The organism is Roseivirga ehrenbergii (genome assembly GCF_001593005.1).
Lineage (GTDB): Bacteria > Bacteroidota > Bacteroidia > Cytophagales > Cyclobacteriaceae > Roseivirga > Roseivirga ehrenbergii.
Window position 1 is genome coordinate 160,801 of sequence record NZ_LQZQ01000004.1, and the last position, 23,590, is coordinate 184,390.

Consider the following 23,590-nt stretch of genomic DNA (forward strand, 5'->3'; position numbering starts at 1 on the left):
TCAGGTCTGAATAATCCCTACATTGAATTGTTCACGAATTGGTGCATGATTGGCCGCTTGAATCCCCTTGGCAATCACCTTTCTGGTGTCTAAAGGATCAATAATTCCATCTACCCAAATGCGAGAAGCCGCATAATACGGACTCAATTGCTCATTGTAGCTGTCTGTGATTTCTTCTAACAACTTCTTCTCTGCTTCTGGTTCAATTACTTTACCCTGTGCTTTTAGCGAGGCTACTTTGATTTGAAGTAATGTTTTGGCTGCTGCTGCACCACTCATTACCGCCATTTGAGCGGTTGGCCAAGCGTAAATCAATCGTGGATCATAAGCCTTTCCGCACATAGCATAATTACCTGCCCCATATGAATTACCAATTACTATGGTAAATTTTGGCACTACAGAATTGGCCATGGCATTTACCATTTTGGCTCCATCTTTAATAATTCCTCCGTGCTCTGCGCGACTGCCGACCATAAAGCCGCTAACATCTTGCAAAAACACCAATGGAATTTTACGTTGGTTACAGTTCATGATAAATCGCGCTGACTTATCGGCTGAATCGGAATAAATTACTCCGCCCATCTGCATTTCGCCCTTTTTCGATTTTACAATCAAACGCTGGTTGGCTACAATTCCTACAGCCCAACCCTCTATTCGGGCATAGCCACAAACGATAGATTTGCCATAAGCCTCTTTATATTCATCAAACTCAGAGTCATCTACTATACGCTTAATGATTTCTTTGATCTCGTAAGGTTTTACCCTACTATCAGGCATAATACCATAAATTTCTTCTGGGTTTTCCTTTGGTGCCTTAGGCTCTTTTCTATCGAAACCTGCTTTTTCAAACTCTCCAATTTTATCAAAAACGCTTCGGATATAATCTAAACAAGCCTGATCATTCGGAAACTTGTTGTCCGTTACACCAGATATTTCAGAGTGAGTTGTAGCGCCACCTAAAGTTTCATTGTCAATATCTTCACCAATAGCAGCTTTTACTAGGTAAGAACCTGCTAAGAAAATAGAACCGGTTTTATCAACTATAGCAGCCTCATCGCTCATAATTGGCAAATAAGCACCACCAGCAACACAGCTACCCATAATTGCGGCTACTTGAATTATGCCCATAGAGGACATTTTCGCATTGTTCCTGAACTGTCTTCCGAAGTGTTCTTTATCGGGAAAAATTTCATCTTGCATTGGAAGAAACACACCTGCACTATCTACCAAGTAAATGATTGGCAGACGGTTTTCCATCGCAATTTCTTGAGCACGAAGGTTCTTTTTTGCCGTAATCGGAAACCAAGCCCCTGCTTTCACGGTGGCATCGTTGGCTACAATCATGCAGTCGCGACCGCTTACCTGACCTATACCTGTGACTACACCGCCAGAAGGGCAACCGCCTACATCGGCATACATGCCATCACCAGCCAAAGCCGCTACTTCTAAAAAGTCGCTACCATCATCAATAAGGTATTCGATTCTTTCGCGAGCGGTGAGTTTGCCTTTTTTATGTTGTGATTCAATCTTTTTTTCGCCTCCACCCAATTTTACTTTCTTGAGTTTTTCATCGAGTCTATACACCAATTGGCGCATAGTGTCATCGTTTTTATTGAATTCAATATCCATATGCAAGTGTTAGCCCGATAAGAACGGGAGTATGTGTATTTACCTTTGATCTAAAGTAAACCCAAGATTTAATGATATCAAAAAGATTTATTCGCTCAGGAATTTATTTTTTCTTCTTGTCTGCTGGAGGCCTGTTCTTTCTTCCAAAAATTGAAAAATGAACATAGCGTTTTGGGTTCTCTCTCAGGTCTATGAACAGACTATCTAAATCGGTCATAGAACTATTCAACGCATTATATAGCGAATCATTGGTCATCAGTTTACCTAGAGTTCCTTCATTAGAATTGAGCCTACTCATAAATTCTTGAGTGCTCATAAGCACCGAATCCATTCGCATTAAGCGCGATTCTACATCTATAGCATTAAGCTTTTCACCCAAAGCTGTGTATTCATCCAATAGTGGTCGAACACCACCCATGGCCGCTACAATAGAATCGGTAACATACTCAATTCTAAGGTTGATTTGCTCCATACCAGAATTGAGCGTACCAGCCATATAAGTCAAGGAGTCGGAAAAGTGTTTAAAGTTATCTATTGCTAAAGCAATGGTGTCGGCTCTAGACGCGAATGGTTCCAGTACATCGTTTATTTTTTTTACCACAGAATTTAAGCTGTTAGCCGCTGAAAGGCCTTCTTCGGTAATCATTTCGGTAATTCCTCTGTCCATTTCACCGCTCAAAAAATCACCACTTTCAAGTATCCGCTCACCGTCTTGGTTTAAAATCAGCTGTACTTCCAAGGCCCCAAGAATATCTGGTTTGGCCAATCGAGCCACGGTACCCTCTTTCATTTTGATGGTGTTGTCGATAGCGAGTGTTACCAATATTTCGTTATAGGCATCTGAGCTGAATTTACGCTCAAGCACCGTACCAACATTTAATCCGTTAAGAATTACCCTGTCGCCCTTATTTAAGCCACTGATATTACTATACTTAACGTAATAGGTGTTTAATGGGGAAAAAACATCGAGTCCCCTTAAATAGTTGAAACCTATATAAAGTGAGCCCAACATGAGCACCGCAAATAAACCGACTTTAAATTCTCTTCCCTTTGCCACTATCTACCTTGTTGATTCCAAATAGTTAATATAATCTCGAATTGCTCTAAAAATTGCCGAAGCTAAATAATCCTGTACTTCAGCAGATCCCAGCTCTCTTTCCTCTTTTGGGTTGGTAAGATAGCCAAGTTCTATCAAAACACTAGGCATAGAGGTATTCCATAATACCCATAAACTTGACTGCTTCACTCCTCTACTCTTCCTTCCTGCCCTTTTAGAAAACTGATCTTCAACGTTTTGCGCAAGCAAAATGCTATTTTCTTGAAATGCTTCCTGCATAATAGAAAAAGCAATATTTACTTCGGGCGAAGTAGGATCAAAGCCTTGATACTTCTCTTTATAGTCTTCTTCTAACAAGATTACAGAGTTTTCTCTTTTGGCTACTTCAAAGTTTCTGCCCTCATTTTTAACCCCCATTACATAGGTTTCTGTTCCATATACGTGCTCATTGCCCGCAGGCATGGCATTGGCATGAATAGAAACGAATAAATCAGCATCCGCCTTATTTGCCACAGTGGCACGGACTTTGAGATCGTGGTAAACATCAGTTTTTCTAGTATAAACAACCTCAACGTTGTCTAAAAGTTCATTTAAATACTCACCTACTTTCATGGAAACGGCCAATACCACATCTTTTTCTAATAAGTTTTTGCCGCGCGTACCAGGATCTTTTCCTCCATGACCTGGGTCAATCACCACTTTAAATTTAGGCTTAGCCGCTTGAGAAAGCCCTTGATATGGAGCAAAAACTATTAAAGCCAATGACAAAGCAAGAAGAACAAGCCTATTATTTTTTATTTTGGTTCGCATAGAAATGGTTATTAGAATACCTTTACACAAAAATCTGAATTTTTTCCATAAAGCGAAAAATCCTTTGGTCTCTGTTAGAAACATATCTTTCATATTAGTTTTACTCCTGATGGCGTTTGGCCTAACGGCCCAAGAAGGAGGTTTAAAGAATGATCCTGTTAAGATCGAACCTACTCCGCTCAGCACCAGTCCAACAACAACCAGACCAGTTGGCACAGACACCCTCAAAATCAAGAACAATGGCATAGAAACTACTATTTTGTACTATGCCGAAGATTCGATTATTACCAAAACTGCTACGAATGTAACGTACTTATACGGAAATGCTTACATCGAGTATGGCGATATTAAATTAGATGCTGCACAAATTATTATCGATAGAAATCAAAATGAACTTATTGCCAAGGGTGTTCAAGACTCTACAGGCAGCTGGATTGGGCTTCCTGTTTTTCAAGATAAGGGCGGAGTGTATGAAACTCGGGGTATTCGCTACAACTTCGCAACCAACCGCGCCAAAATTACAGGCGTAGTAACCAAGCAAGATGAAGGCTACGTTTCAGGTGAAGAAATCAAAAAGAACCAAGATGGTAGCGCCTATATTAAAGGTGGAAAGTTTATTCCTTGTGCCGACTTGTTGGCCACTACCTACATTAAGGCTGATAAAATCAAGGTAATTCCAGGCGATAAAATCATTACTGGCCCTGCCCAATTATATATTGGCGATATCCCCACCATATTCGCTCTGCCTTTTGCGTTTTTCCCCGATGTAAAAAGTGATGCGCAATCTGGAATTCTGTTTCCAAAATATGGGGAAGAAAGGGTGCGAGGAATTTTCTTGCGCGAAGGAGGGTATTTCTTTGGCAATAATGAGTACATAAGAACAGCCGTTACAGGTGATTATTACTCGAAGGGAAGTTTTGGATTAAACGTACGCTCTACTTACAAAAAACGATATAAGTATAGCGGCAGCATAGACCTAAGGTATAACAAAAGTAAAACCCCAGAAATAGAAGAAAACCCATTGAATTCAAACGACTTTTGGGTTTCCATTTCTCACAGGCCAGAATCAAGAGGTAAAACTCGTTTTTCGGCAAGTATTAATGCAGGAACAAGTTCATACAACAACAATAATATTTCGACCGAAAACTTCCAGAACACGATTCGTTCAGAGTTCCGTTCGAACATATCGCTAACAGGAAGTTTCGCGAATAACCGCTTTAGTTATGGCTTAAATGCCCGTCATTCGCAGAATATTCAAACCAATATTCTTGATGTATCTCTGCCTGATTTTTCTTTGAACATGACCCGGGTTATGCCATTTTCAACCGCCAAGCAAGAAGCTTTAAAGAGGCTTTCTTTCTCTTGGGCCTTCAGTACATCAAATAAGATCACCAACTTAATCAGACCAAATACCGCTGGATTTGACATTTCCAATTCTACCAGTGAGGCCGATACCTTAGCAGTTACTTTTGCCAAACTTCCAGAGTTATTTGCCAATGCCCAAAACGGTGCAAAACACTCAATTCCTATTTCCACTTCATTTCCATTTTTGAAAAACTTTAACGTTTCTCCTTCTATCAATTTTCAGGAACTATGGTATTTACAGGAACTCGATTACACCTATTTAGAAGATGAGAATGCGGTTAGAATAGACACATTAAATGGCTTTTCTAGAGCCTCTACCTACGGGGCTAACGTTAACGTTTCTACTCAATTATATGGTACTAAAAACTTTAAACCTAGTAGTAAAATTGAATCTTTACGCCATATCATGCAGCCCAGTTTAAGTTTCAGTTACCGTCCTGATTTTGGGCAAGAGAAGTATGGTTATTATAAAAACATTCAAGTAGACACCACTTCTACCGGAGAGCCGGTTTATCAGTTTTTATCTAAATACAACGGCTTTGTGTTTGGAAGTCCATCATTAGGAGAATCGGCAGCCATTAGTTTTAACGTTAGTAATAAAGTTGAAATGAAAGTAAGGAACGATACCACCAAATCTGAAAAGGTGTCGATTCTTGAGAACCTTTCGTTTTCTACCAGCTACAATTTTCTGGCCGACTCATTCAATCTTTCGGATTATAATATAGCCGCAAGAACTACACTGTTTAAAAACAAAATCGACATTAGTGCGGGTATAGTTTTAGACCCTTACACTTATTTAACCACCAATGATGGCGAGGGCGATGTAATCAAAAGGGTAGATGTAATTGCACTAACACAAGGCAAAGGGCTTGGAAAAATAAGAAGTGGGCGTTTTTCTTTGAGCACAAACCTCAATTCAAAGGCATCAAATAATAATTCGTCTTCATCTATGAGAGGCGGAGCTGGTGGTATGGCGGCAATTGAAGGAGGTGGATTTTTAAACGGAGAAGACGATGGCTATGGCACTTTAAATAACGGAGATATGGTGAATCAACAGCGGGTACCTCAATATTTTGACGACCCCAATGCTTATGTTGATATTTCCGTACCATGGAACGTTAGGTTCAGTTATAATTACTCCTTTAGCCAAAATTTATTTAATAATAAGTTTTCTACAACCACACGTCAATCCATTAAAATGAATGGCCAAGTGGCCGTTTCCGAAAAGTGGCAACTCACTTTTAATACGGGTTATGATGTAGAATTAAAAGAGTTTACACAAAGTTCATTAGGCGTTTACCGCGACCTAGGCTGTTGGGAGTTAACAGGTAATTGGATTCCATTCGGACGATTTACCTCCTACTCTATCGACATTCAAATTAAAGCTTCGGCACTTAAAGATTTGAAACTTAGCCGCAGAAGAAGCTTCTTCGATAATTGATTTTTTGAGGAGTTAGATGTTAGATAATAGAGCTTAGACTGTTGCCAACCATAAGTTTAAATGGTTAAAACCATTTCGCAGAGACATACCCACAACCATAGCCCACGGTTTAAACCGTGGGCTATGGTAATGCAACTCCGCTCTGAACCGTTTTAACGGTTTCTCATTAGGCGCAAAAATTGGCTTTAAAAAAATCTCTGTGCCGCTGTTTTATTTGAATTCTTATTAAGAAGTTTTTAATAACTTACGTAAGTTATATGCGCCATGAATGTGGTGGGTATATAACGTTACCTGCCATAATGAGTAATTGGGAAAAACTAAACGAAGAATTGAAACAGGCTGGAGTTCCACAACGAACTTTTATGAATGAACCCATGGAGCCAGTTGACACTTTGGTTAACACTGACATTTCATCTAAGCCCTTCAACAACATTTTACTCAACTACCTGAGTAAGCTCTCTGGTAACGAATGTGAAATGGTTGTGAGAGCCTTAACGGAGAAATCAAATAAAGAAATCTCATCTGAGCTTATTCCATTATTTGACCGTACTGACTTGAGTGAAGGGAACCTTTGGGCCGTTGGACATGCCTTAAATATTATAAAAGACAAATCAAGAATTAATGAATACATCAGAATTTGCAAGAATTCCGAACTCGGAGCGGCAAGAAGTGAGATAATCCGTTTTCTCGGTTCTATCCGAACTCCTGATATTTATGATCTTCTCACTGAACTTCTTAACGACTTGACAATACGGTTTGCTGTAATTGAGGCTCTCGGTCGAATGAACAATTCGGAAGCAGTTGAACTTCTGAATTCACTAGAACTTGAACCGAAATCCGTTGAGAACCGGAACCGGACAACAGCACTCAAGCGGCTCCAAAGAGCGCCAGCCAAAAGACGTTAATCAATTGATACGTAAAAAGCCATTTCACTCTCGCAAAATGGCTTTCTGTATTTTTAGATTGGGTTAACTGTTAGTTCAACCAGCCTTCTATTTCTTCTAGGCTAGCCGCTTGCACCTCTTGAAGTTTGAGTTTCTTTCTCATGCCGCCCATATCGTTAAGCAGTTTTGAAGCCGTTTGTTCTTTGAGCTGCGCAATGGTATTAATGTTCAGTTTTCTAAGAATTTGAACCAGTTCTAATCGAACGCCTTCTTTTACAAACTCTTCATCCGTTGCCATTTTGGCTTTCTTCTCTGGCTTCATTTGAGGGAAGAACAATACATCTTGAATCGACTTTGAGTTGGTCATTATCATAGATAACCTGTCGATACCAATGCCCAAACCAGCGGTTGGCGGCATACCGTATTCCAAAGCACGAAGGAAATCTTCATCCAAGGTCATGGCTTCATCATCTCCTCTTTTGCCTAACTCCAGTTGTTCTTCAAAACGCGCCCTTTGATCGATTGGGTCGTTCAATTCAGAGAAGGCGTTACAAATTTCTTTACCGTTACAAATCGCTTCGAAACGCTCTACCAAACCTTCTTTGCTACGGTGCTTTTTCGCCAATGGCGACATTTCCACTGGGTAATCCGTGATGTAAGTAGGCTGAATCAGTTTGCCTTCACAGTGCTCACCAAAAATTTCATCAATGAGTTTCCCTTTCCCCATCGACTCATCGGTAGCCACTTTTAGTTTTTTGGCGGTTTCTCTCAGCTCGGTCTCGTTCATTTCAGAAATATCAATTCCTGTAAAATGCTCAATGGCTTCGAACATGGTAAAGCGTTTCCAAGGACGTTGGAAATCAATTACATTTTCACCCACCTGAACTTTGGTAGTTCCGTGTAAGTCAATGGCTACTTTCTCTACCATTTCCTCCACTAAATCCATCATCCAATTGTAATCTTTGTAAGCCACATAAAGCTCTACTTGGGTAAATTCCGGATTATGGAAACGTGACATTCCTTCGTTTCTGAAATCTTTAGAGAATTCGAAAACACCATCGAAGCCGCCTACAATTAATCTCTTTAGGTACAGTTCATTGGCAATGCGCAAATAAAGCGTCATGTCCAAAGTATTGTGATGCGTTTTAAAAGGCCTTGCTGCTGCCCCACCGTAAAGTGGTTGAAGAATTGGCGTTTCCACTTCTAAGTAACCTCTGTCAGCCAAGAACTGACGCATTGAGTTTACCATATGCGTTCTTTTAATGAAAGCTTCTTTTACATGTGGGTTCACCACCAAATCCACATAGCGCTGCCTGTAACGCTGCTCCGGGTCGGTAAAAGCATCGTGCACTTTGCCTTCGGCATCAGTTTTTGGTAATGGAAGTGGCTTTAAAGATTTAGTAAGCACGGTCATTTCCGTAACGTGCACAGAAATTTCGCCTACCTGTGTTTTAAACACATAGCCTTTAATTCCAACAAAATCACCAATACTAAGAACCTTCTTGAAAACCGTATTATAGAGCGTTTTGTCTTCGCCTTCGCAAATATCATCTCTTCTTACATAGACCTGAATTCGGCCTTGTGAGTCTTGAATTTCAGCAAAAGAGGCAGAGCCCATAATTCTACGGCTCATCATTCTACCTGCAATGGTAATCTGTTTAAAGCGTTCAGGATCCTTATCAAATCCTTCCTTAATTTCCTTTGAATAAGTGGTTACTTCATAGGTTTCTGAAGGATATGGGTTAATACCGAGCTTTTGAAGTTCCTCCCGCTCTTGTCTTCTGACAATTTCCTGTTCGCTTAAAATCTGCATTGCTTTATTTTTTTCGAGGCGCAATTTAGTCATTCACTCACATTTATTAAACAATTAAAAGCGGTCTCTATGTAGTATTCACCTGAACTCGATGAATAAAACAGCCATAGTTTGGGTAGTGTGGAAATTTCTGAAGTTAGAAACCCTCCAAAAGTTCTTTGTTGTGCTTCAGATGAACCATTTATCCTATCTGATATTTGAGAGTCAACTTTTGGAGGGTTTATGCAGAATTTAAAAGCGGTCTCTATGCTCTATCGAAAAATTTTACTCCTAAATAATTAGGAGTTATCCGAAAAGTTTAAGACATTTCCGAAAGAATTAGGAGTTATGAAAGACTTAACAAAAGCTGAAGAGCAAATAATGCAGATTGTTTGGGAGCATGACAAAATGTTTATCAAAGACATTGTGGATCAAATGCCCGAGCCAAAACCAGCCTATAATACGGTAGGTACTTTCTTGAAAATTTTGGAAAACAAGGGTTTTGTAAACAGAGAGAAAGTGGGCAATACATTTTCTTATTCCGCTACAGTGAAAAAGAAAGCTTACACTAAAAACTTCATGAATGGGTTTTTGAGCAATTATTTCGAGGGCTCGGCTGAAAAGCTGTTTTCATTTATGATGCAGGAAAAAAAGCTAAGCCCCGAACAAGTGGAAGATTTGATGAAAAAACTAAAAGACCATGAATAGCTATTTAATAGAGTCTTCGATTTGCCTGGCAAGCTTTTATGGCTTCTATTGGCTCTTCCTTCGTGGGGAAAAATTACTTTCTGTGAATAGGTTTTACCTGTTATTCACAGTTGTGGTTTCAATGCTAATCCCTCTATTGAGTTTCGAAAGTCAATTTGCTTTTAGTTCAACAACAGCTTTGGCGGCTCAGGCTACTGCCTCCACGCCAATTGGTGTTACCGAAATTTCTACCCAAGCAAACCCACTGGTTTCTATCGAAGCCCTATACCTTTTAGGTTTAATCGTCTCGGTCATTATTCTGGTTTTCAAACTCTTCATTGTAAAGCGAAAAGTGGACAAGTGGCCTTCGTTACAGAACAACTGTATCGAAGTAGTTGAAACCGAAGGAAATGATGCCTATAGCTTCTTCAACACCATTTTTGTGGGTAAAGAACTGAACAAAAACGAAAGCTTAAAACAGCAGATCATCGCGCATGAACTTGCTCATATTGAAGGAAGGCATTCACTGGATTTACTGCTTTTTGAAGTACTCAAGTGCGTGTATTGGTTCAATCCATTTAGTTACCTCTACGCTAAATCCATCCGTCTTCAACATGAATACATAGCCGATCATTCGGTATTGCAACGTACGCATCCAAAACATTACGAAAGATCATTATTACAATTCGCCTTGGCCAAAGTGAACAGCAGTTTGATTTCCAGCTTTAACGAGCACCCTATTCAGAAAAGATTAAAAATGATTCAAAAACTAAACTCAAATGTCATGAACAAATTAAAACCATTACTCGCCCTGCCTATTTTAGGCCTCTTATTTATTGCTTACGCTTGTACAGATGCTATTGAACCCGTATTAGAAGATGAACTCGAAGAAGTTCTCATCGATGTGGAAGTTGAGGTTGAACCTTACCTTATAGAGTATCTCGATTCTGCACGCACTTCAGGTAATGAAATCATTTTCGAAAATGAAATTGAAGTGCCAGTAGAAATAATCGAGGTAAAAACCGTTAAAAGTGCATTCAGACTACCTGTTTTGGACGACAAAGAATGGACAACAATTGAGGGGAAAAATACTAGAAGACTAAACACAGGAACTGTCACCACTTTTGAAGGAGATAAAGTAGTTGAAAGCTTTAATCTCCCAATGATAACCATAACAGAAATTGTTGAACAACCTGTAACAGTCAAGAGTGCACTGAGAAAGAAAAATTAACATCAAAACAACACGCATAAAAAAGCCTGACCTAGTTCAACTAAGTCAGGCTTTTTACTTTACTTCAAAAGCGGTTAGCTTAAAATTTATCTTGGTGAGCAAATTGTTTTTTGGTTCCTTTTCTTCTTTTTAACTCCTTCTTAATCAAAGTTAATTCGCGACCACTTTGTCCTTTTACAGAAGTGTTTTCATTCGCCCTTCTCATCAAATAAGGAATGGTGGCCTTAATAGGTCCATAAGGCACGTATTTAATTACGTTATAGCCAGCAGCCGCCAAGTTGAATGAAATATGGTCGCTCATGCCATACAACTGACCAAAGTAAACCCTTCTATCGTCTCTTGGTAAACCATACTTTTCTAGATAAAGCGTTACCAAATAATTACTCTTCTCGTTGTGTGAACCTGCAAAAAGGCCTATATCATCAATGTGTTTAATGCAATATTCTGTTGCTGCATCAAAATCTCTATCTGTTGCTTCTTTGTTAGGCTGAATTGGGTTTTCATAACCCATGTCTTTCGCTCTTTCAGCTTCTTTTTCCATATAAGCACCACGCACTAACTTTGCGCCTAGCCTATAGTTGTTCTCTTTGGCATCGGCATGCAACTCTTTCAAATGGCCTAACATGCTATGGGCATACATCTGAAATGTATAAAACACTAATGCCTTCTCTGTATTGTATTTGGCCATCATGTCCCTCGTAATTTCTGTTACGGGTTTCTGAATCCAAGTTTCTTCCGCATCAATCAAAACAGAAACATCCTTTCGCTTGGCTTCGGCACATATCATATCTACCCTTTTCTTTACCCTTTCATAAGCAGCGGCTTCCTCTGCTGTCAGCTTTTCTCCTGCATGAATTTTGGTCAGTAAATCAAAATGAGCCAAGCCTGTAATCTTAAAAGCAGAAAACCGAATGAACTCATATTGGCTCGCTCGGTCTATAGTTCTCATTATCTCTTGTGCACTTCCATCAAATCCCTCCTCGGTTTTTTCACCTTCAACAGAATAATCGAAAATGGCTCCAATACCAAAAGCCGCCAACTCATTGGTAGCACGCTGACATCCATCTAGCGTTTCACCTCCACAAAATAAATTGAAAATGGTTTTTTTAATGATTCCCTTTACTGGCAAACCTACATTCAACGACCACTTGGTAAGGGCCATTCCTACTTTTACCAATCCGGGAGATTGCATAGTAGAAAAGATAAAATGCGCTTGCTTTAATGCTTCGTCAGTTCGAGCCGCAAAGGCATTCGTAAGGTTGTCAAAATCAACAAACTTTTTTAGTTCCATAGCGATATTCAAAGTCCGCAAATATAGTAACAAACCAATAGTCTCCTACCTTTGTTACTAATGAGTTGCAAACGAAATATACATGACTAATCTCCCTTTACACAGACGGTTAGACAGCGACAAAAAGCCCATTATTATTGCCGGGCCTTGTAGCATAGAAAGCCAAAGTCAATTTTTAGAAACGCTTAAAGGATTAGACCTTTCTAAAGTAGACTTTATCAGAGGCGGAATTTGGAAACCCAGAACCCGCCCCGGCTCTTTCGAAGGTATGGGCGAAGTGGCCTTTGAATGGGTGAAGGAAGTGCAAAAGGAACTCGGTTTTAAGTTTGCTACCGAAGTAGCCTCCACCGAACATGTAGACATTGCTTTAAAAAATGGCGCTGGCTTATTGTGGATTGGGGCGCGCACTACCGTAAACCCATTTAACGTACAAGAAATTGCCGAAGCGCTCAGAGGCACAAACCTTCCTGTTTTTGTAAAGAACCCCATCAATCCAGATTTGTCGCTTTGGAAAGGGGCTTTAGAAAGGCTAATGAAATGTGACGTCAAAAACCTTGGTGCCATACACCGTGGCTTTCAAACTTTTCAGCAAAGCAAATACCGCAATACTCCGCTGTGGCAAATCCCAATGGAATTGAAAAGTGAATTTCCTGACTTGCCTTTGCTCTGCGACCCAAGCCATATTGGTGGGAAAAGAAACCTTATTGCTGAATTATCGCAACGGGCTTTGGACCTTGATTTCGATGGTTTAATGATTGAAACTCATATTGACCCTGACAATGCACTTAGTGATAATGCGCAGCAATTAACACCCGAGGCCTTTAATCTTCTTTTAGAGAATTTAATTTTAAGGAATCATACTTCTAAAAACGAAGACTTTAACAATCAGCTAGACATTATCCGTGAGCAAATAGATCAAGCGGACAGGGAAATATTGGAAGCTATTGCCACCCGATTAAGCCTGGTTGAAAAAATTGGAGAGTTCAAAAAAGACAACAACGTGGCTATCTTTCAAATCAGCCGCTGGAAGGAGATTTTGCAATCCAGACCAGAATGGGCGAAATCTTTAAACTTAGACCCCGAATTTATTCGCGAACTTTACCGACATATTCATCAGCAATCCGTAAGGATACAAACATCCGTATTTAATACAGAACAAGACAAACAACCTAATGACTGAACTAGGACTACTCGGCCCTGACAACACTTATCATGATATGGCTAGGCAAAAGTTTTTGCCCAATATGAACCATATGCTTTTCACCTCTTTTGATGAAATTTTTAAAGCGCTCAAAGAAAAGCGAATTAAAAAGGCATTGATTGCCATCAAAAACAACACCTCCGGATTAGTTGGAGATAACTTAGAGCGAATCAAAAACTCTGGTCATCGTATTCTGGAGCAATTTGAGCTGCCAATTCATCTTTGCTTGGGGAGTTTTAAGGCAACCAATATGGAGGGAATAAAGAAGATTTATTCTCACCCAATGGCAATCAAAGAGACCCAAAAATTCTTTGTCAAATACAGCCATATTACTTTCATTTCAAGTACTAGCACGGTAAGTGCCATTCATGAATTGAAGAATAACCGTGAGAAAAACGCAGGGGTAATTGCCAGCAAAGATGCTATAGAAGCCAATGATCTTATATTGTTATCAGAAAACATTGAAGACCATTCAACCAACAGCACTACTTTCGCTTTGGTAGAGAATGCTTAAAAAATAATTTCATTTTATATTTTTCTTTAAAGAAGAGATACCTAAGTTTATCGCATGTTAGCAGCAAGGACATCATTTTATTACTTTTTTTACTTTAGAACCCACTCGGGATCGGGCCTGCGCTATCATTAAATGAAATTGTAAAAATATTTTATTAGCCCGGTTCGAAAGAGTCGGGCTTTTTTTTTGACCAAACGTAATTATGAACATCATCGACATTAAAGATTGGGGGCTAGGATTATCAGAGCATGTGCTCATTGCCGGCCCTTGCAGCGCAGAAAGTCCGCAGCAAATCGAAACCATTGCCAAAGGCCTAAAAGGAAGTCCAGTTGAATTATTTAGGGCGGGTGTATGGAAACCAAGAACTAGGCCTGGCTCATTTGAAGGCGTTGGTGCCGAAGCTTTAGAATGGCTACAAATTGCCAAAGACATTCTGAATGTGCCCGTTACCGTAGAAGTAGCAAAAACAGAACATGTAGAAGCCGCTTTAAAAGCTGGTGTTGACGTGCTTTGGATTGGCGCTAGAACCACGGTAAACCCATTTTCGGTACAAGAGATTTGCGAAGCCTTAAAAGGCACCGACATTCCTGTAATGGTAAAAAACCCGATCAATCCAGACCTTCAACTTTGGTTAGGTGCGTTTGAAAGGCTTAATAAAGTAGGCATTAAAAAAGTAGCTGGCATTCACAGAGGTTTTTCCGATCCTTACGAAAAAAGATACCGCAACAAACCAGAGTGGTCGTTACCCATTCACTTAAAACGCATGATTCCTGGCATTTCTGTGATTTGTGATCCAAGCCATATTGCTGGCGCACGCGAAATTATTGGAGCCGTGAGTCAAAGGGCCATTAACTTTGGTTTGGACGGTTTAATGATTGAAACCCATCATGACCCAGACAAGGCTTGGAGTGATGCCAAACAACAGATTACACCAGACACGCTCAAGATCATTTACGAAAGCCTAATTTTCAGAGAAAACGTAGATGAGCATCCAGAAATGCTCAATGAATTGGAGCAGTTCAGACAAAAAATTGATTTACTAGATACCCAGTTGCTAGAACTTTTTGCCGAAAGATTCAAAGTAATAGAGCAGGTAGGTGACTATAAGCGTGAGCATAATTTGGCAGTTTACCAGCCTAGCCGTTGGGAAGAAGTAATGGAAAGCAGAATTCAGGATGGCTTGCGTAAAAACATGACGGAGAAGTTTATGAAAAGCCTTTTATTTGCTATTCACGAGGAATCGGTGAAAAAGCAAGAAGCACAACTGAAAGAAACCCGTCCATTAACAAAAGCATGAGCCACATTGTAATTGACCACATAGAAACCAGCCTCAAGGCGGTATTAAAGGAAACTGACTTTACGCAACTAGCGGTTTTAGTCGATGAGAATACGCATGCGCATTGTTATCCTTTGGTTCAGGCCGTTTTGCCTGAGCATTTGCTCATTCAAATCACTTCGGGCGAAGAGCACAAAACGCTTCGCACTTGCGAACACATTTGGGAGCAATTCACCACAAACAATTTCGACAGAAAAGCATTGCTGATCAATTTGGGCGGTGGTGTAATTGGCGATATGGGTGGTTTCTGTGCGGTTACTTACAAGCGTGGTATTAGATTTATCAACATCCCCACTACCCTATTGGCTGCTGTAGATGCCAATGTAGGCGGAAAGTTAGGAATCGATTTTATGGGTTTTAAAAACCATTTAGGCTTTTTTCAAGAGCCTGAAAGTGTTTTGATCGATCCGGTGTTTCTAAAAACCTTAGCGCCAAGAGAACTCAGGTCGGGTTTTGCAGAAGTAATTAAGCACGGACTGATAGCTGATGCTGATTATTTTGAACAAACTACTGCCCATGGTTTAGACATTGAAAACTGGGAGGCCGTGATTGCGCATTCCGTAGAAATAAAAACAGCTGTGGTAAAAGCCGACCCAAAAGAAGCTGGACTCAGAAAGATTTTAAACTATGGCCACACTATTGGCCACGCCATTGAAAGCTTCTATTTAAATACTGACAAAAAGCTTTTACACGGAGAGGCAATTGCGGCTGGAATGATCTGTGAAGCCTACTTGTCAAAAAAACTACTGGGTTTTTCGGAAGAAAATCTATTGCAAATTTCTCGCACCATTCTCGAAATTTATCCTGAAATTAACATCGCTAAAGAGGGCTTTTCAGGCATAGTAAAACTCATGTACCAAGACAAAAAGAATCTTAACAACCTCCTCAACCATTCCCTTCTGATGGACATCGGAAAGGCCACTTACGATATCGCTGTAGACGAAAAAGACGTCATTGATGCATTGTTCTATTTCATTAAACTGAAGCAATAACCTTGGACACTATTCACCTTAAACACTCACCCCAACTTAGAGAAGTAGAAATTCCACTTCCTGCTTCTAAAAGTGAGAGCAATAGGGCCCTAATCATTAATGCACTTTCGGGCAATATTTCTGAAATCCAAAACTTATCAGAGGCCAGAGATACACAGACGATGATTCGGTTGTTGGCAAGCAAAGAAGAAACTTTAGATGTTTTAGATGCTGGAACCACCATGCGTTTTCTCACTGCCTTTTCTGTTTTGGGTGAAAGCTCAAGAATACTTACAGGCACAGAAAGAATGCAGCAGCGTCCGATAAAAATTTTAGCAGATGCACTCAAAAGTATTGGAGCCAAAGTCAAGTTCTTAAAAGAAGAAGGCTTTCCTCCACTCAAGGTAAAACCGCTCAAAGAACAGAAATCCAATCGGATTAAGATGAAGGGCGATGTAAGCAGCCAATTTATATCGGCTGTATTAATGATTGCCCCGTGTTTGCCACAAGGACTTAGCTTAGAATTAAAAGGGAAAATCGGTTCTCGTCCTTATATCCAAATGACTTTGGACATGATGAAATTGTTTGGAATCCACTCCAACTGGACCAACCAAACCATTGAAATTAAGCCTCAGCAATACAAAGATTACCCATATGTAGTAGAATCCGATTGGTCGGGTGCGAGCTACTGGTATAGTTTTGTGGCTTTAGCAGATAATGCCAAAATCAAATTGAAAGGGCTCAGACAAAAGTCACTTCAAGGCGATATTGCCATTGTACACATGATGAATCAGCTTGGTGTGATGAGCACTTTTGAAGCCGATGGTGTGGTACTTCAGAAAATCCCTCATTCCAACGAGGTGAATTTTGACTTTAGTGATTGCCCAGATTTGGCCCAAACCATAGCCGTTGTTTGTGCAGCAAAGAAAATTCGATGCACTATGACAGGTTTAGAAAGCCTTGTGATCAAAGAAACCAACAGGGTGAAAGCCTTAAAAAAGGAATTGAAAAAATTTAAGGTCAAGTTAAAGGAAGTAGCACCAGAGGTATTTGAGGTCAGATCGAAATTTGAATTGAGTGATGAACCTATCGAAATTGAGACCTATGACGACCACAGAATGGCCATGGCTTTCGCTCCGCTTTGTGCTTTACAGGACATCATCATCGAAGACCCCAGCGTGGTCAACAAATCATACCCAGGTTTTTGGAAAGACATTGAATTGGCAACAGGTCAGTAATAATGTCATTCAAATTACTTTTGATCAATTGAACTAACTGACTTTCAAGACGGTTGGTCATACTATATTTCAGCGTTTACCATGGCAAAGAAGAAAAAGCTCGACAACATCACAATAGGTGAGGTTTTTAAAAGAATCATTTGGCCCAAAAGAGGGCTTTTACTTTTTGGACTGGTCTTAATACTACTGAGAAGTGCGGCCAGTTTGGTACTTCCGAAAGCCACTCAATACCTTATTGACGATGTGGTGGTGAACAAAGACATGGAAATGCTGAAAACCGTTATCCTTGTCACCATTGCCGCCATTATCACCCAAGCCATTACTTCCTTTGCTCTCACTCGTATCCTCAGTGTTCAAGCGCAAAAACTCATTGCTGAACTTCGGGTTCAGGTACAAAAGAAAATTTTATCACTCCCCCTAAATTTCTTCGATAGCACCAAGTCGGGTGCATTAGTTTCAAGAATTATGACCGATGTAGAAGGCGTAAGAAATTTAGTAGGTACAGGCTTTGTTCAACTGATTGGTGGAACAATTACCGCTATAGCCGTACTCGTATTGTTAATCAACATGAACGCTAAACTCACCGCATTTGTAGTCGTTCCAGTTATTATTTTCGGTTTAATCGCCATGAAGGCCTTTGCCTATTTAAGACCAATATTTAGAAAAAGAGGCCAATTGAATGCTGAAGTTACAGGCCGTTTGACCGAAACCTTAAGCGGAGTTCGCGTAATCAAAGGCTTTGGTGCCGAATTACAAGAAACCGAAAGCTTTGAAGGCGGTGTGAAATCGCTATATGAAAACGTAAAGCAAACACTTACCGCCACTGCCGTTGTTACGAGTTCAGCCACTTTCCTTTTGGCGGGTGTCGCGAGTACTGGTATTCTAGGTATTGGTGGTTATTATATCATTCAAGGCACCATGACTACTGGTGAGCTCTTCGCTTTTATTGGTTTGCTCGCTTTACTGATTGCGCCAATTGTTCAAATGTCGAACATTGGAAGCCAGATTACAGAAGCATTTGCTGGATTGGATCGTACTGAAGAGATTATGTTGATGAAGGCGGAAGACGATGACGAAAACCGAACCATTAAGCTTAAAGAAACAGACGCCAATATCAAATTCGAAAATGTTTCATTCGCCTATGAAGAAGATATAGACGTTTTGAAAAACATCAGTTTCGATGCACCTTCTGGAAGTGTTACTGCTTTGGTGGGAACCTCTGGCTCAGGTAAGTCTACTATTGCAGGTTTAGCCGCTTCATTCCTTAATCCGCGTGAAGGAAAAATCACCATTGATGGCATCGATCTTTCTACCGTACTACTAAAAAGCTATAGAAGAAAATTAGGTGTTGTACTTCAAGATGACTTCCTTTTTGAAGGAACCATCCGCGAAAACATTCTTTTCCCAAGACCAGATTCTTCTGAAGAAGATTTACAGAATGCGGTGAAAGCAGCCTATGTAAATGAGTTTACCGATCGCTTTGAAAAAGGATTGGAAACCGTAATTGGTGAAAGAGGTGTAAAACTTTCTGGTGGCCAACGACAAAGAATTGCCATTGCTAGGGCGGTTTTGGCCGACCCAAAAATCCTTATTCTTGATGAAGCCACGTCTAACCTTGATACCGAAAGTGAATCATTCATTCAGGAAAGTTTATCGAGCTTAATGAAGGGCAGAACCACTTTTGTAATTGCTCACCGCTTAAGCACCATTCGCAAAGCAGACCAAATTCTAGTGATTGAAAATGGTGAAATTGCCGAAAGAGGTACACACGATGAGTTGATTGTTAAAGAAGGCAGGTATTTCCAACTGTACACTTATCAGGCAAGAATCTAAAGCCAACGGTATTACATTATTCTGATACCCACTTCCCTTCTGACAGCGCCACGTTTAGCCAATTCTCGCACTTAAAAAGTTTTATGTAAATATGTTGAATATTTCATATTAATACTTCATCTTTAAGTCCGTTTCACCTAAACGTTTTATGAAAACTGTCACTAATTTAGTGCTCGTGCTATGCACGAGCCTAGTGGCTTTTCTCGGTACACCTCGTGCCGAAAAAGTTACTGGACCTTACACTAGTCCAATGCTCGAACAGATCGAGGGTACGGTTGATTTCTATCGTTCAGATACCACACTACATACTTCAGACATTCCGGAAAAGGATAACAAAAAAGAGTATCATATCTATTTTGAGAATCGTTCACGTGAAAAAATTGAAGTCGCCATTCGGTACAAAGAATACAATGGTGACTGGGTGACCTCGGGCTTCGAAGTTTTAGACCCAAATGAAAAGAAGTTAATGGGTAATTCTGACGAACAAACATACTTCTACTATGCTGCTACACAGCATAAATCAAAAAAGAAGGTGTGGCAAGGAGATCATAAATTCGCTTTAAAAGAAGGCTCTAGAAAGAAGCTTGGCTTTAAGCGCCAAAACATTTGGGAGTGTTACAATTCAGATGCGTGCAACGAGATTGCCGTATTTAAGTAACCTTGTATGAGGAAGCTGCTGGGGCTTCCTCTTTTTATTTTAGGTTTGCGAAATAAGAAGGGGCTTGTATTAACCTACTTCCATACCAACTGAACATTTCACCATCTACAAGCTGAACATCACAATTAGGTAAAACTGCCTTTAATTCGGTAATGTGCTTTTCTTTAAAAGGGTAAGGTTCCGAAGAAAGAAGAATAGCTTCTGGCGCTAATTCTTGAATAGCCTCTAGTGTAAGTTCTGGATAACGTGTTTCTGAAAGCACATTTTCAAAGCCAGCGAAATCCATCATTTCATCAATAAAAGTTGCTCTGCCTGCCCCCATATAAGGCTTCTTCCAAATAAGATACAGCGCCCTTTTTCTCGACTTATAGGGAAGCAAAGCAAAACCTTCTTTCACCTTTTCAACAATAGAAATGGATTTGGCCCTTTCATCTACCAAATTACCAATGGCCAAAATCATATCGAAAGCCTCATCCAACCCAGTGATATCACTCATCCAAACTGGGTATTTCTTATCGAGTTCTTCTATGCCTTCAAGGTAATTTTCTTCTTTGTTCCCAATGATTAGATCAGGTTTGAGCTCATCAATTACATTGAACTTAAACTGCTTGGTGCCACCCACAAAGGTTTTGGATTGATGCCATTCGCTTGGGTGTATACAAAACTTGGTGACCCCAACAACGCGGTCACCAAGTCCTAAATCATATAATAACTCTGTTTGGGAAGGTACTAAAGAAACAATGCGCTGAGGCAAACTAGGCACTTCGACCTTTCGCCCCATTTGATCCAACACTACTCTTACACTCCCTTCCAAACCAATTACTTTAAATAGCTGAAATCATGATCGGCAGGCAATTGAATAATGAATTGATACATCAATTCAATTACTTTCTCAATATCACTTTCGTGCGCAGTTTCTACGGTAGTGTGCATGTACTTCAAAGCCAAAGAGATTAAAGCTGAAGGCACCCCTTCGTTTGAATAAGCAAAAGCATCGGTATCGGTGCCCGTTGATCTTGAGCTTGCATGACGCTGGAAGTCAATCTTATTTTTCTCCGCAACTTCGATAAGCATTTTTAATACATTGTTATGTACCGCTGGGCCATAAGCCAACACAGGGCCTAAACCGCATTTCTGATCGCCTTGCAATTGCTTTTCATACATTGGCGAAGCCGTATCGTGACATACATCTGTAATGATGGCTACGTCTGGTTTAATTCTAGCGGCAATCATTTCTGCCCCTCGCAAACCAATTTCTTCTTGTACCGAATTGACCACATAAAGACCAAATGGAAGCTTCCTACCTTCCTCATGGAGTCTTCTGGCTACTTCGGCAATCATGAAACCACCAATACGGTTATCGAGTGCACGCCCACACCAGAACTTCTTATTCAGTTTGAAAACTTCATCGTCAAAAGTAATTACGGTTCCCACATGAACACCCATATCGAGCACTTCCTGTTTCGACTCCGCTCCCACATCGATAAAGATATTTTTCAGTGAAGGTGATTTTTCAGAAGCCTTATCACGCACGTGAATGGCTGGCCAGCCGAAAACACCTTTTACTATTCCTTTTTCGGTGTGAATGTTCACTCTTTTAGAAGGTGCTATTTGGTGATCAGAACCACCATTTCGAACTACATAAATGTAACCGTTGTCGTCAATGTAGTTTACGAACCAGCTGATCTCATCGGCATGTGCTTCGATTACTACCTTAAACTTTGCATCAGGATTGATTACCCCTACTGCCGTTCCGTATTTGTCCGTGAAATAGGTATCTGTAAATGGCTTAATATAATCTAGCCAGATTTGTTGACCTGAAGCTTCAAAACCTGTTGGCGAAGCATTATTTAAATATTTGGTAAGGAATTCCTGACTCTTTTGATTCATAATTTTCGGTATTCTAAATGCTAAAAAACTGGCCAAGGCCAGTTCTATAATTTAATTCAGTACGGAGAAATCCTTCTTACAAAGGAATGTTCCCGTGTTTCTTTTTCGGCAGTGTGGCCACCTTGTTCTCCAACATGGTAAAGGCCCTAATAAGTTTCTTGCGGGTGTCTTGCGGTAGAATAACTTCATCCACATAACCTCTTCGGGCAGCACGATAAGGGTTGGCAAACTTCTCAGTGTATTCGTCTACTTTCTCTTCGAGTTTGGCCTCTGGATCATCGGCAGCAGCAATTTCTCTTTTGAAAATGATTTCTGCAGCACCCTTAGCTCCCATTACAGCAATTTCAGCCGAAGGCCAAGCATAGTTCATATCTGCCCCAATATGCTTTGAGTTCATTACATCATAGGCCCCACCGTAAGCCTTTCTCGTAATTACGGTAATTCTTGGCACTGTAGCTTCTGAAAAAGCATACAACAACTTGGCTCCATTGGTGATAATGGCATTCCATTCTTGGTCTGTACCCGGTAAGAAACCTGGCACATCTTCTAACACCAATAAAGGCACATTGAAACAGTCGCAGAAACGCACAAAACGTGCACCTTTTACACTCGAATCAATATCTAAAACCCCGGCCATAGAAGCCGGTTGGTTTCCTACAATACCAATACTTCTTCCACCAATTCGGGCAAAGCCGACCACAATGTTTTCAGCATAGTTTTTATGGACTTCGAAGAAAGAATCTTCATCAACCAAACCTTCAATTACCTCACGCATATCGTAAGGCTGATTCGGGTTTTCGGGAATAATATCATTTAATACGGTTCTTACCGCATCTTCATTTAAATCATATTCATATACTGGAGCCGTATCTTCACAATTTTGAGGAATGTAAGACAACAGTTGTTTGATTTCATTAATGCACTGCACCTCGTTGACAGAAGCGAAGTGTGTTACTCCACTTTTTGTACTGTGCGTGCTGGCGCCTCCTAGTTCTTCAGAAGTTACTTCCTCTTGCGTTACAGTTTTTACCACATTTGGCCCCGTAACAAACATATAAGAAGTGTTTTCTACCATAAAGATGAAATCGGTAATGGCTGGTGAATACACCGCACCTCCTGCACATGGCCCCATAATGGCAGAAATTTGAGGTACTACGCCTGAAGCCAAAGTATTTCTATAAAAGATGTCGGCATAACCGCCAAGCGACACTACGCCTTCTTGAATACGAGCTCCACCAGAATCGTTCAAGCCAATCACTGGCGCTCCGTTCTTCATGGCCAAATCCATAACCTTGACAATCTTTTCGGCATGCGTTTCAGAAAGAGAACCTCCAAATACGGTGAAATCTTGTGAATAAACATATACCAAACGGCCATGAACCGTTCCGTACCCCGTCACTACCCCATCACCCAAGTAGATTTCCTTTTCAAGACCAAAATCCGTAGCTCTATGTTCTACAAACTTGCCTATTTCTTCAAAGCTTCCTTCATCTAACAAGAGCTCAAGACGTTCTCTAGCAGTAAGCTTACCTCTTTTATGCTGGCTATCTATCCGTTTCTGGCCTCCACCCAATAAGGCTTCTGCATTTTTCTGCTCTAACCATTCAATTTTTTCTGCTTTGGTCTTGTGCTTTTTAAGCGGGGTATTCTTAGCCATAGATGTGGTTTTATATACTCGCCAAAGATATACAGGTCAACACAAAAAAAGAACATAATCGGCATCTATTACCTTTCAATGAACACCCATATTTTAATAGAATGC

At 40.3% G+C, this 23,590-nt stretch carries 19 protein-coding genes; 11 read left to right on the plus strand and 8 right to left on the minus strand.

The genetic code is table 11. From position 1 onward, the window contains the following. The 3 genes from MB14_RS05740 to MB14_RS05750 form a co-directional block, all read right to left on the minus strand. Complete coding sequence (locus MB14_RS05740; RefSeq protein ID WP_062590417.1) at window positions 1-1,629, minus strand: acyl-CoA carboxylase subunit beta; 1,629 nt, start codon at window positions 1,627-1,629, stop codon at window positions 1-3. Window positions 1,630-1,732: 103 nt separating this feature from the next. Beyond that, window positions 1,733-2,686 carry an MlaD family protein gene (locus tag MB14_RS05745; protein WP_062590420.1) on the minus strand — a complete coding sequence of 318 codons (954 nt, stop codon included), beginning with the start codon at window positions 2,684-2,686 and terminating at the stop codon, window positions 1,733-1,735. 3 nt (window positions 2,687-2,689) lie between these two features. Next, the gene (locus tag MB14_RS05750) at window positions 2,690-3,496 is read right to left on the minus strand and encodes an N-acetylmuramoyl-L-alanine amidase family protein (RefSeq protein WP_062590422.1); all 807 of its coding nucleotides are present in this window, start codon (window positions 3,494-3,496) and stop codon (window positions 2,690-2,692) included. A gap of 109 nt (window positions 3,497-3,605) precedes the next feature. On the opposite strand from MB14_RS05750, the gene MB14_RS05755 reads away from it, so the two are divergent. Continuing rightward, window positions 3,606-6,302, plus strand: coding sequence for a putative LPS assembly protein LptD (locus MB14_RS05755; RefSeq protein WP_062590424.1), 2,697 nt, complete (start codon window positions 3,606-3,608; stop codon window positions 6,300-6,302). 299 nt (window positions 6,303-6,601) lie between these two features. Next, complete coding sequence (locus MB14_RS05760; RefSeq protein WP_157716548.1) at window positions 6,602-7,207, plus strand: HEAT repeat domain-containing protein; 606 nt, start codon at window positions 6,602-6,604, stop codon at window positions 7,205-7,207. Between the two features lie 70 nt (window positions 7,208-7,277). Here the strand turns inward: MB14_RS05760 and lysS are convergent, their stop codons facing one another. Then, on the minus strand, window positions 7,278-8,999 hold the full coding sequence (lysS, locus tag MB14_RS05765) for a lysine--tRNA ligase (RefSeq protein WP_062590535.1): 1,722 nt from the start codon (window positions 8,997-8,999) through the stop codon (window positions 7,278-7,280). 327 nt (window positions 9,000-9,326) lie between these two features. Here lysS and MB14_RS05770 point away from each other — a divergent pair, with 327 nt between their 5' ends. Both MB14_RS05770 and MB14_RS05775 read left to right on the plus strand, forming a co-directional pair. Beyond that, on the plus strand, window positions 9,327-9,686 hold the full coding sequence (locus MB14_RS05770; RefSeq protein ID WP_053222979.1) for a BlaI/MecI/CopY family transcriptional regulator: 360 nt from the start codon (window positions 9,327-9,329) through the stop codon (window positions 9,684-9,686). After that, complete coding sequence (locus tag MB14_RS05775; protein WP_062590429.1) at window positions 9,679-10,896, plus strand: M56 family metallopeptidase; 1,218 nt, start codon at window positions 9,679-9,681, stop codon at window positions 10,894-10,896. Before MB14_RS05770 ends, MB14_RS05775 begins: the two co-directional genes overlap by 8 nt. A 79-nt stretch (window positions 10,897-10,975) precedes the next feature. Here MB14_RS05775 and MB14_RS05780 read toward each other — a convergent pair whose 3' ends face one another. Beyond that, window positions 10,976-12,187: a proline dehydrogenase family protein gene (locus MB14_RS05780; RefSeq protein WP_062590431.1), complete on the minus strand. Its 1,212-nt coding sequence runs from the start codon at window positions 12,185-12,187 to the stop codon at window positions 10,976-10,978. 82 nt (window positions 12,188-12,269) lie between these two features. On the opposite strand from MB14_RS05780, the gene MB14_RS05785 reads away from it, so the two are divergent. The 7 genes from MB14_RS05785 (at window position 12,270) to MB14_RS05815 (ending at window position 19,938) form a co-directional block, all read left to right on the plus strand. Beyond that, on the plus strand, window positions 12,270-13,367 hold the full coding sequence (locus MB14_RS05785) for a bifunctional 3-deoxy-7-phosphoheptulonate synthase/chorismate mutase type II (protein WP_062590433.1): 1,098 nt from the start codon (window positions 12,270-12,272) through the stop codon (window positions 13,365-13,367). Further along, on the plus strand, window positions 13,360-13,902 hold the full coding sequence (locus tag MB14_RS05790) for a prephenate dehydratase domain-containing protein (protein ID WP_062590434.1): 543 nt from the start codon (window positions 13,360-13,362) through the stop codon (window positions 13,900-13,902). The genes MB14_RS05785 and MB14_RS05790 overlap by 8 nt, the downstream gene beginning before the upstream one ends. A 199-nt stretch (window positions 13,903-14,101) precedes the next feature. Beyond that, window positions 14,102-15,199, plus strand: a complete 1,098-nt coding sequence (locus MB14_RS05795) for a bifunctional 3-deoxy-7-phosphoheptulonate synthase/chorismate mutase type II (RefSeq protein ID WP_062590436.1) — start codon at window positions 14,102-14,104, stop codon at window positions 15,197-15,199. Then, window positions 15,196-16,230, plus strand: coding sequence for a 3-dehydroquinate synthase (gene aroB, locus MB14_RS05800; protein WP_062590439.1), 1,035 nt, complete (start codon window positions 15,196-15,198; stop codon window positions 16,228-16,230). The genes MB14_RS05795 and aroB overlap by 4 nt, the downstream gene beginning before the upstream one ends. A gap of 2 nt (window positions 16,231-16,232) precedes the next feature. Further along, window positions 16,233-17,447: a 3-phosphoshikimate 1-carboxyvinyltransferase gene (locus MB14_RS05805; protein WP_062590441.1), complete on the plus strand. Its 1,215-nt coding sequence runs from the start codon at window positions 16,233-16,235 to the stop codon at window positions 17,445-17,447. Window positions 17,448-17,528: 81 nt separating this feature from the next. After that, a complete protein-coding gene (locus MB14_RS05810) occupies window positions 17,529-19,280 on the plus strand; it encodes an ABC transporter ATP-binding protein (protein ID WP_062590443.1) in 1,752 nt (583 codons plus the stop codon). 148 nt (window positions 19,281-19,428) lie between these two features. Continuing rightward, window positions 19,429-19,938 carry a DUF1036 domain-containing protein gene (locus tag MB14_RS05815; RefSeq protein WP_062590445.1) on the plus strand — a complete coding sequence of 170 codons (510 nt, stop codon included), beginning with the start codon at window positions 19,429-19,431 and terminating at the stop codon, window positions 19,936-19,938. Between the two features lie 34 nt (window positions 19,939-19,972). Here MB14_RS05815 and MB14_RS05820 read toward each other — a convergent pair whose 3' ends face one another. The 3 genes from MB14_RS05820 to MB14_RS05830 form a co-directional block, all read right to left on the minus strand. After that, window positions 19,973-20,752 (minus strand): ABC transporter substrate-binding protein, encoded by a 780-nt coding sequence (locus MB14_RS05820; protein ID WP_246032617.1) that lies wholly within the window; start codon window positions 20,750-20,752, stop codon window positions 19,973-19,975. 5 nt (window positions 20,753-20,757) lie between these two features. After that, window positions 20,758-21,828, minus strand: a complete 1,071-nt coding sequence (locus tag MB14_RS05825) for a M42 family metallopeptidase (RefSeq protein ID WP_062590449.1) — start codon at window positions 21,826-21,828, stop codon at window positions 20,758-20,760. Window positions 21,829-21,904: 76 nt separating this feature from the next. Beyond that, a complete protein-coding gene (locus tag MB14_RS05830; protein ID WP_062590451.1) occupies window positions 21,905-23,485 on the minus strand; it encodes an acyl-CoA carboxylase subunit beta in 1,581 nt (526 codons plus the stop codon). Window positions 23,486-23,590: the final 105 nt, after the last annotated feature.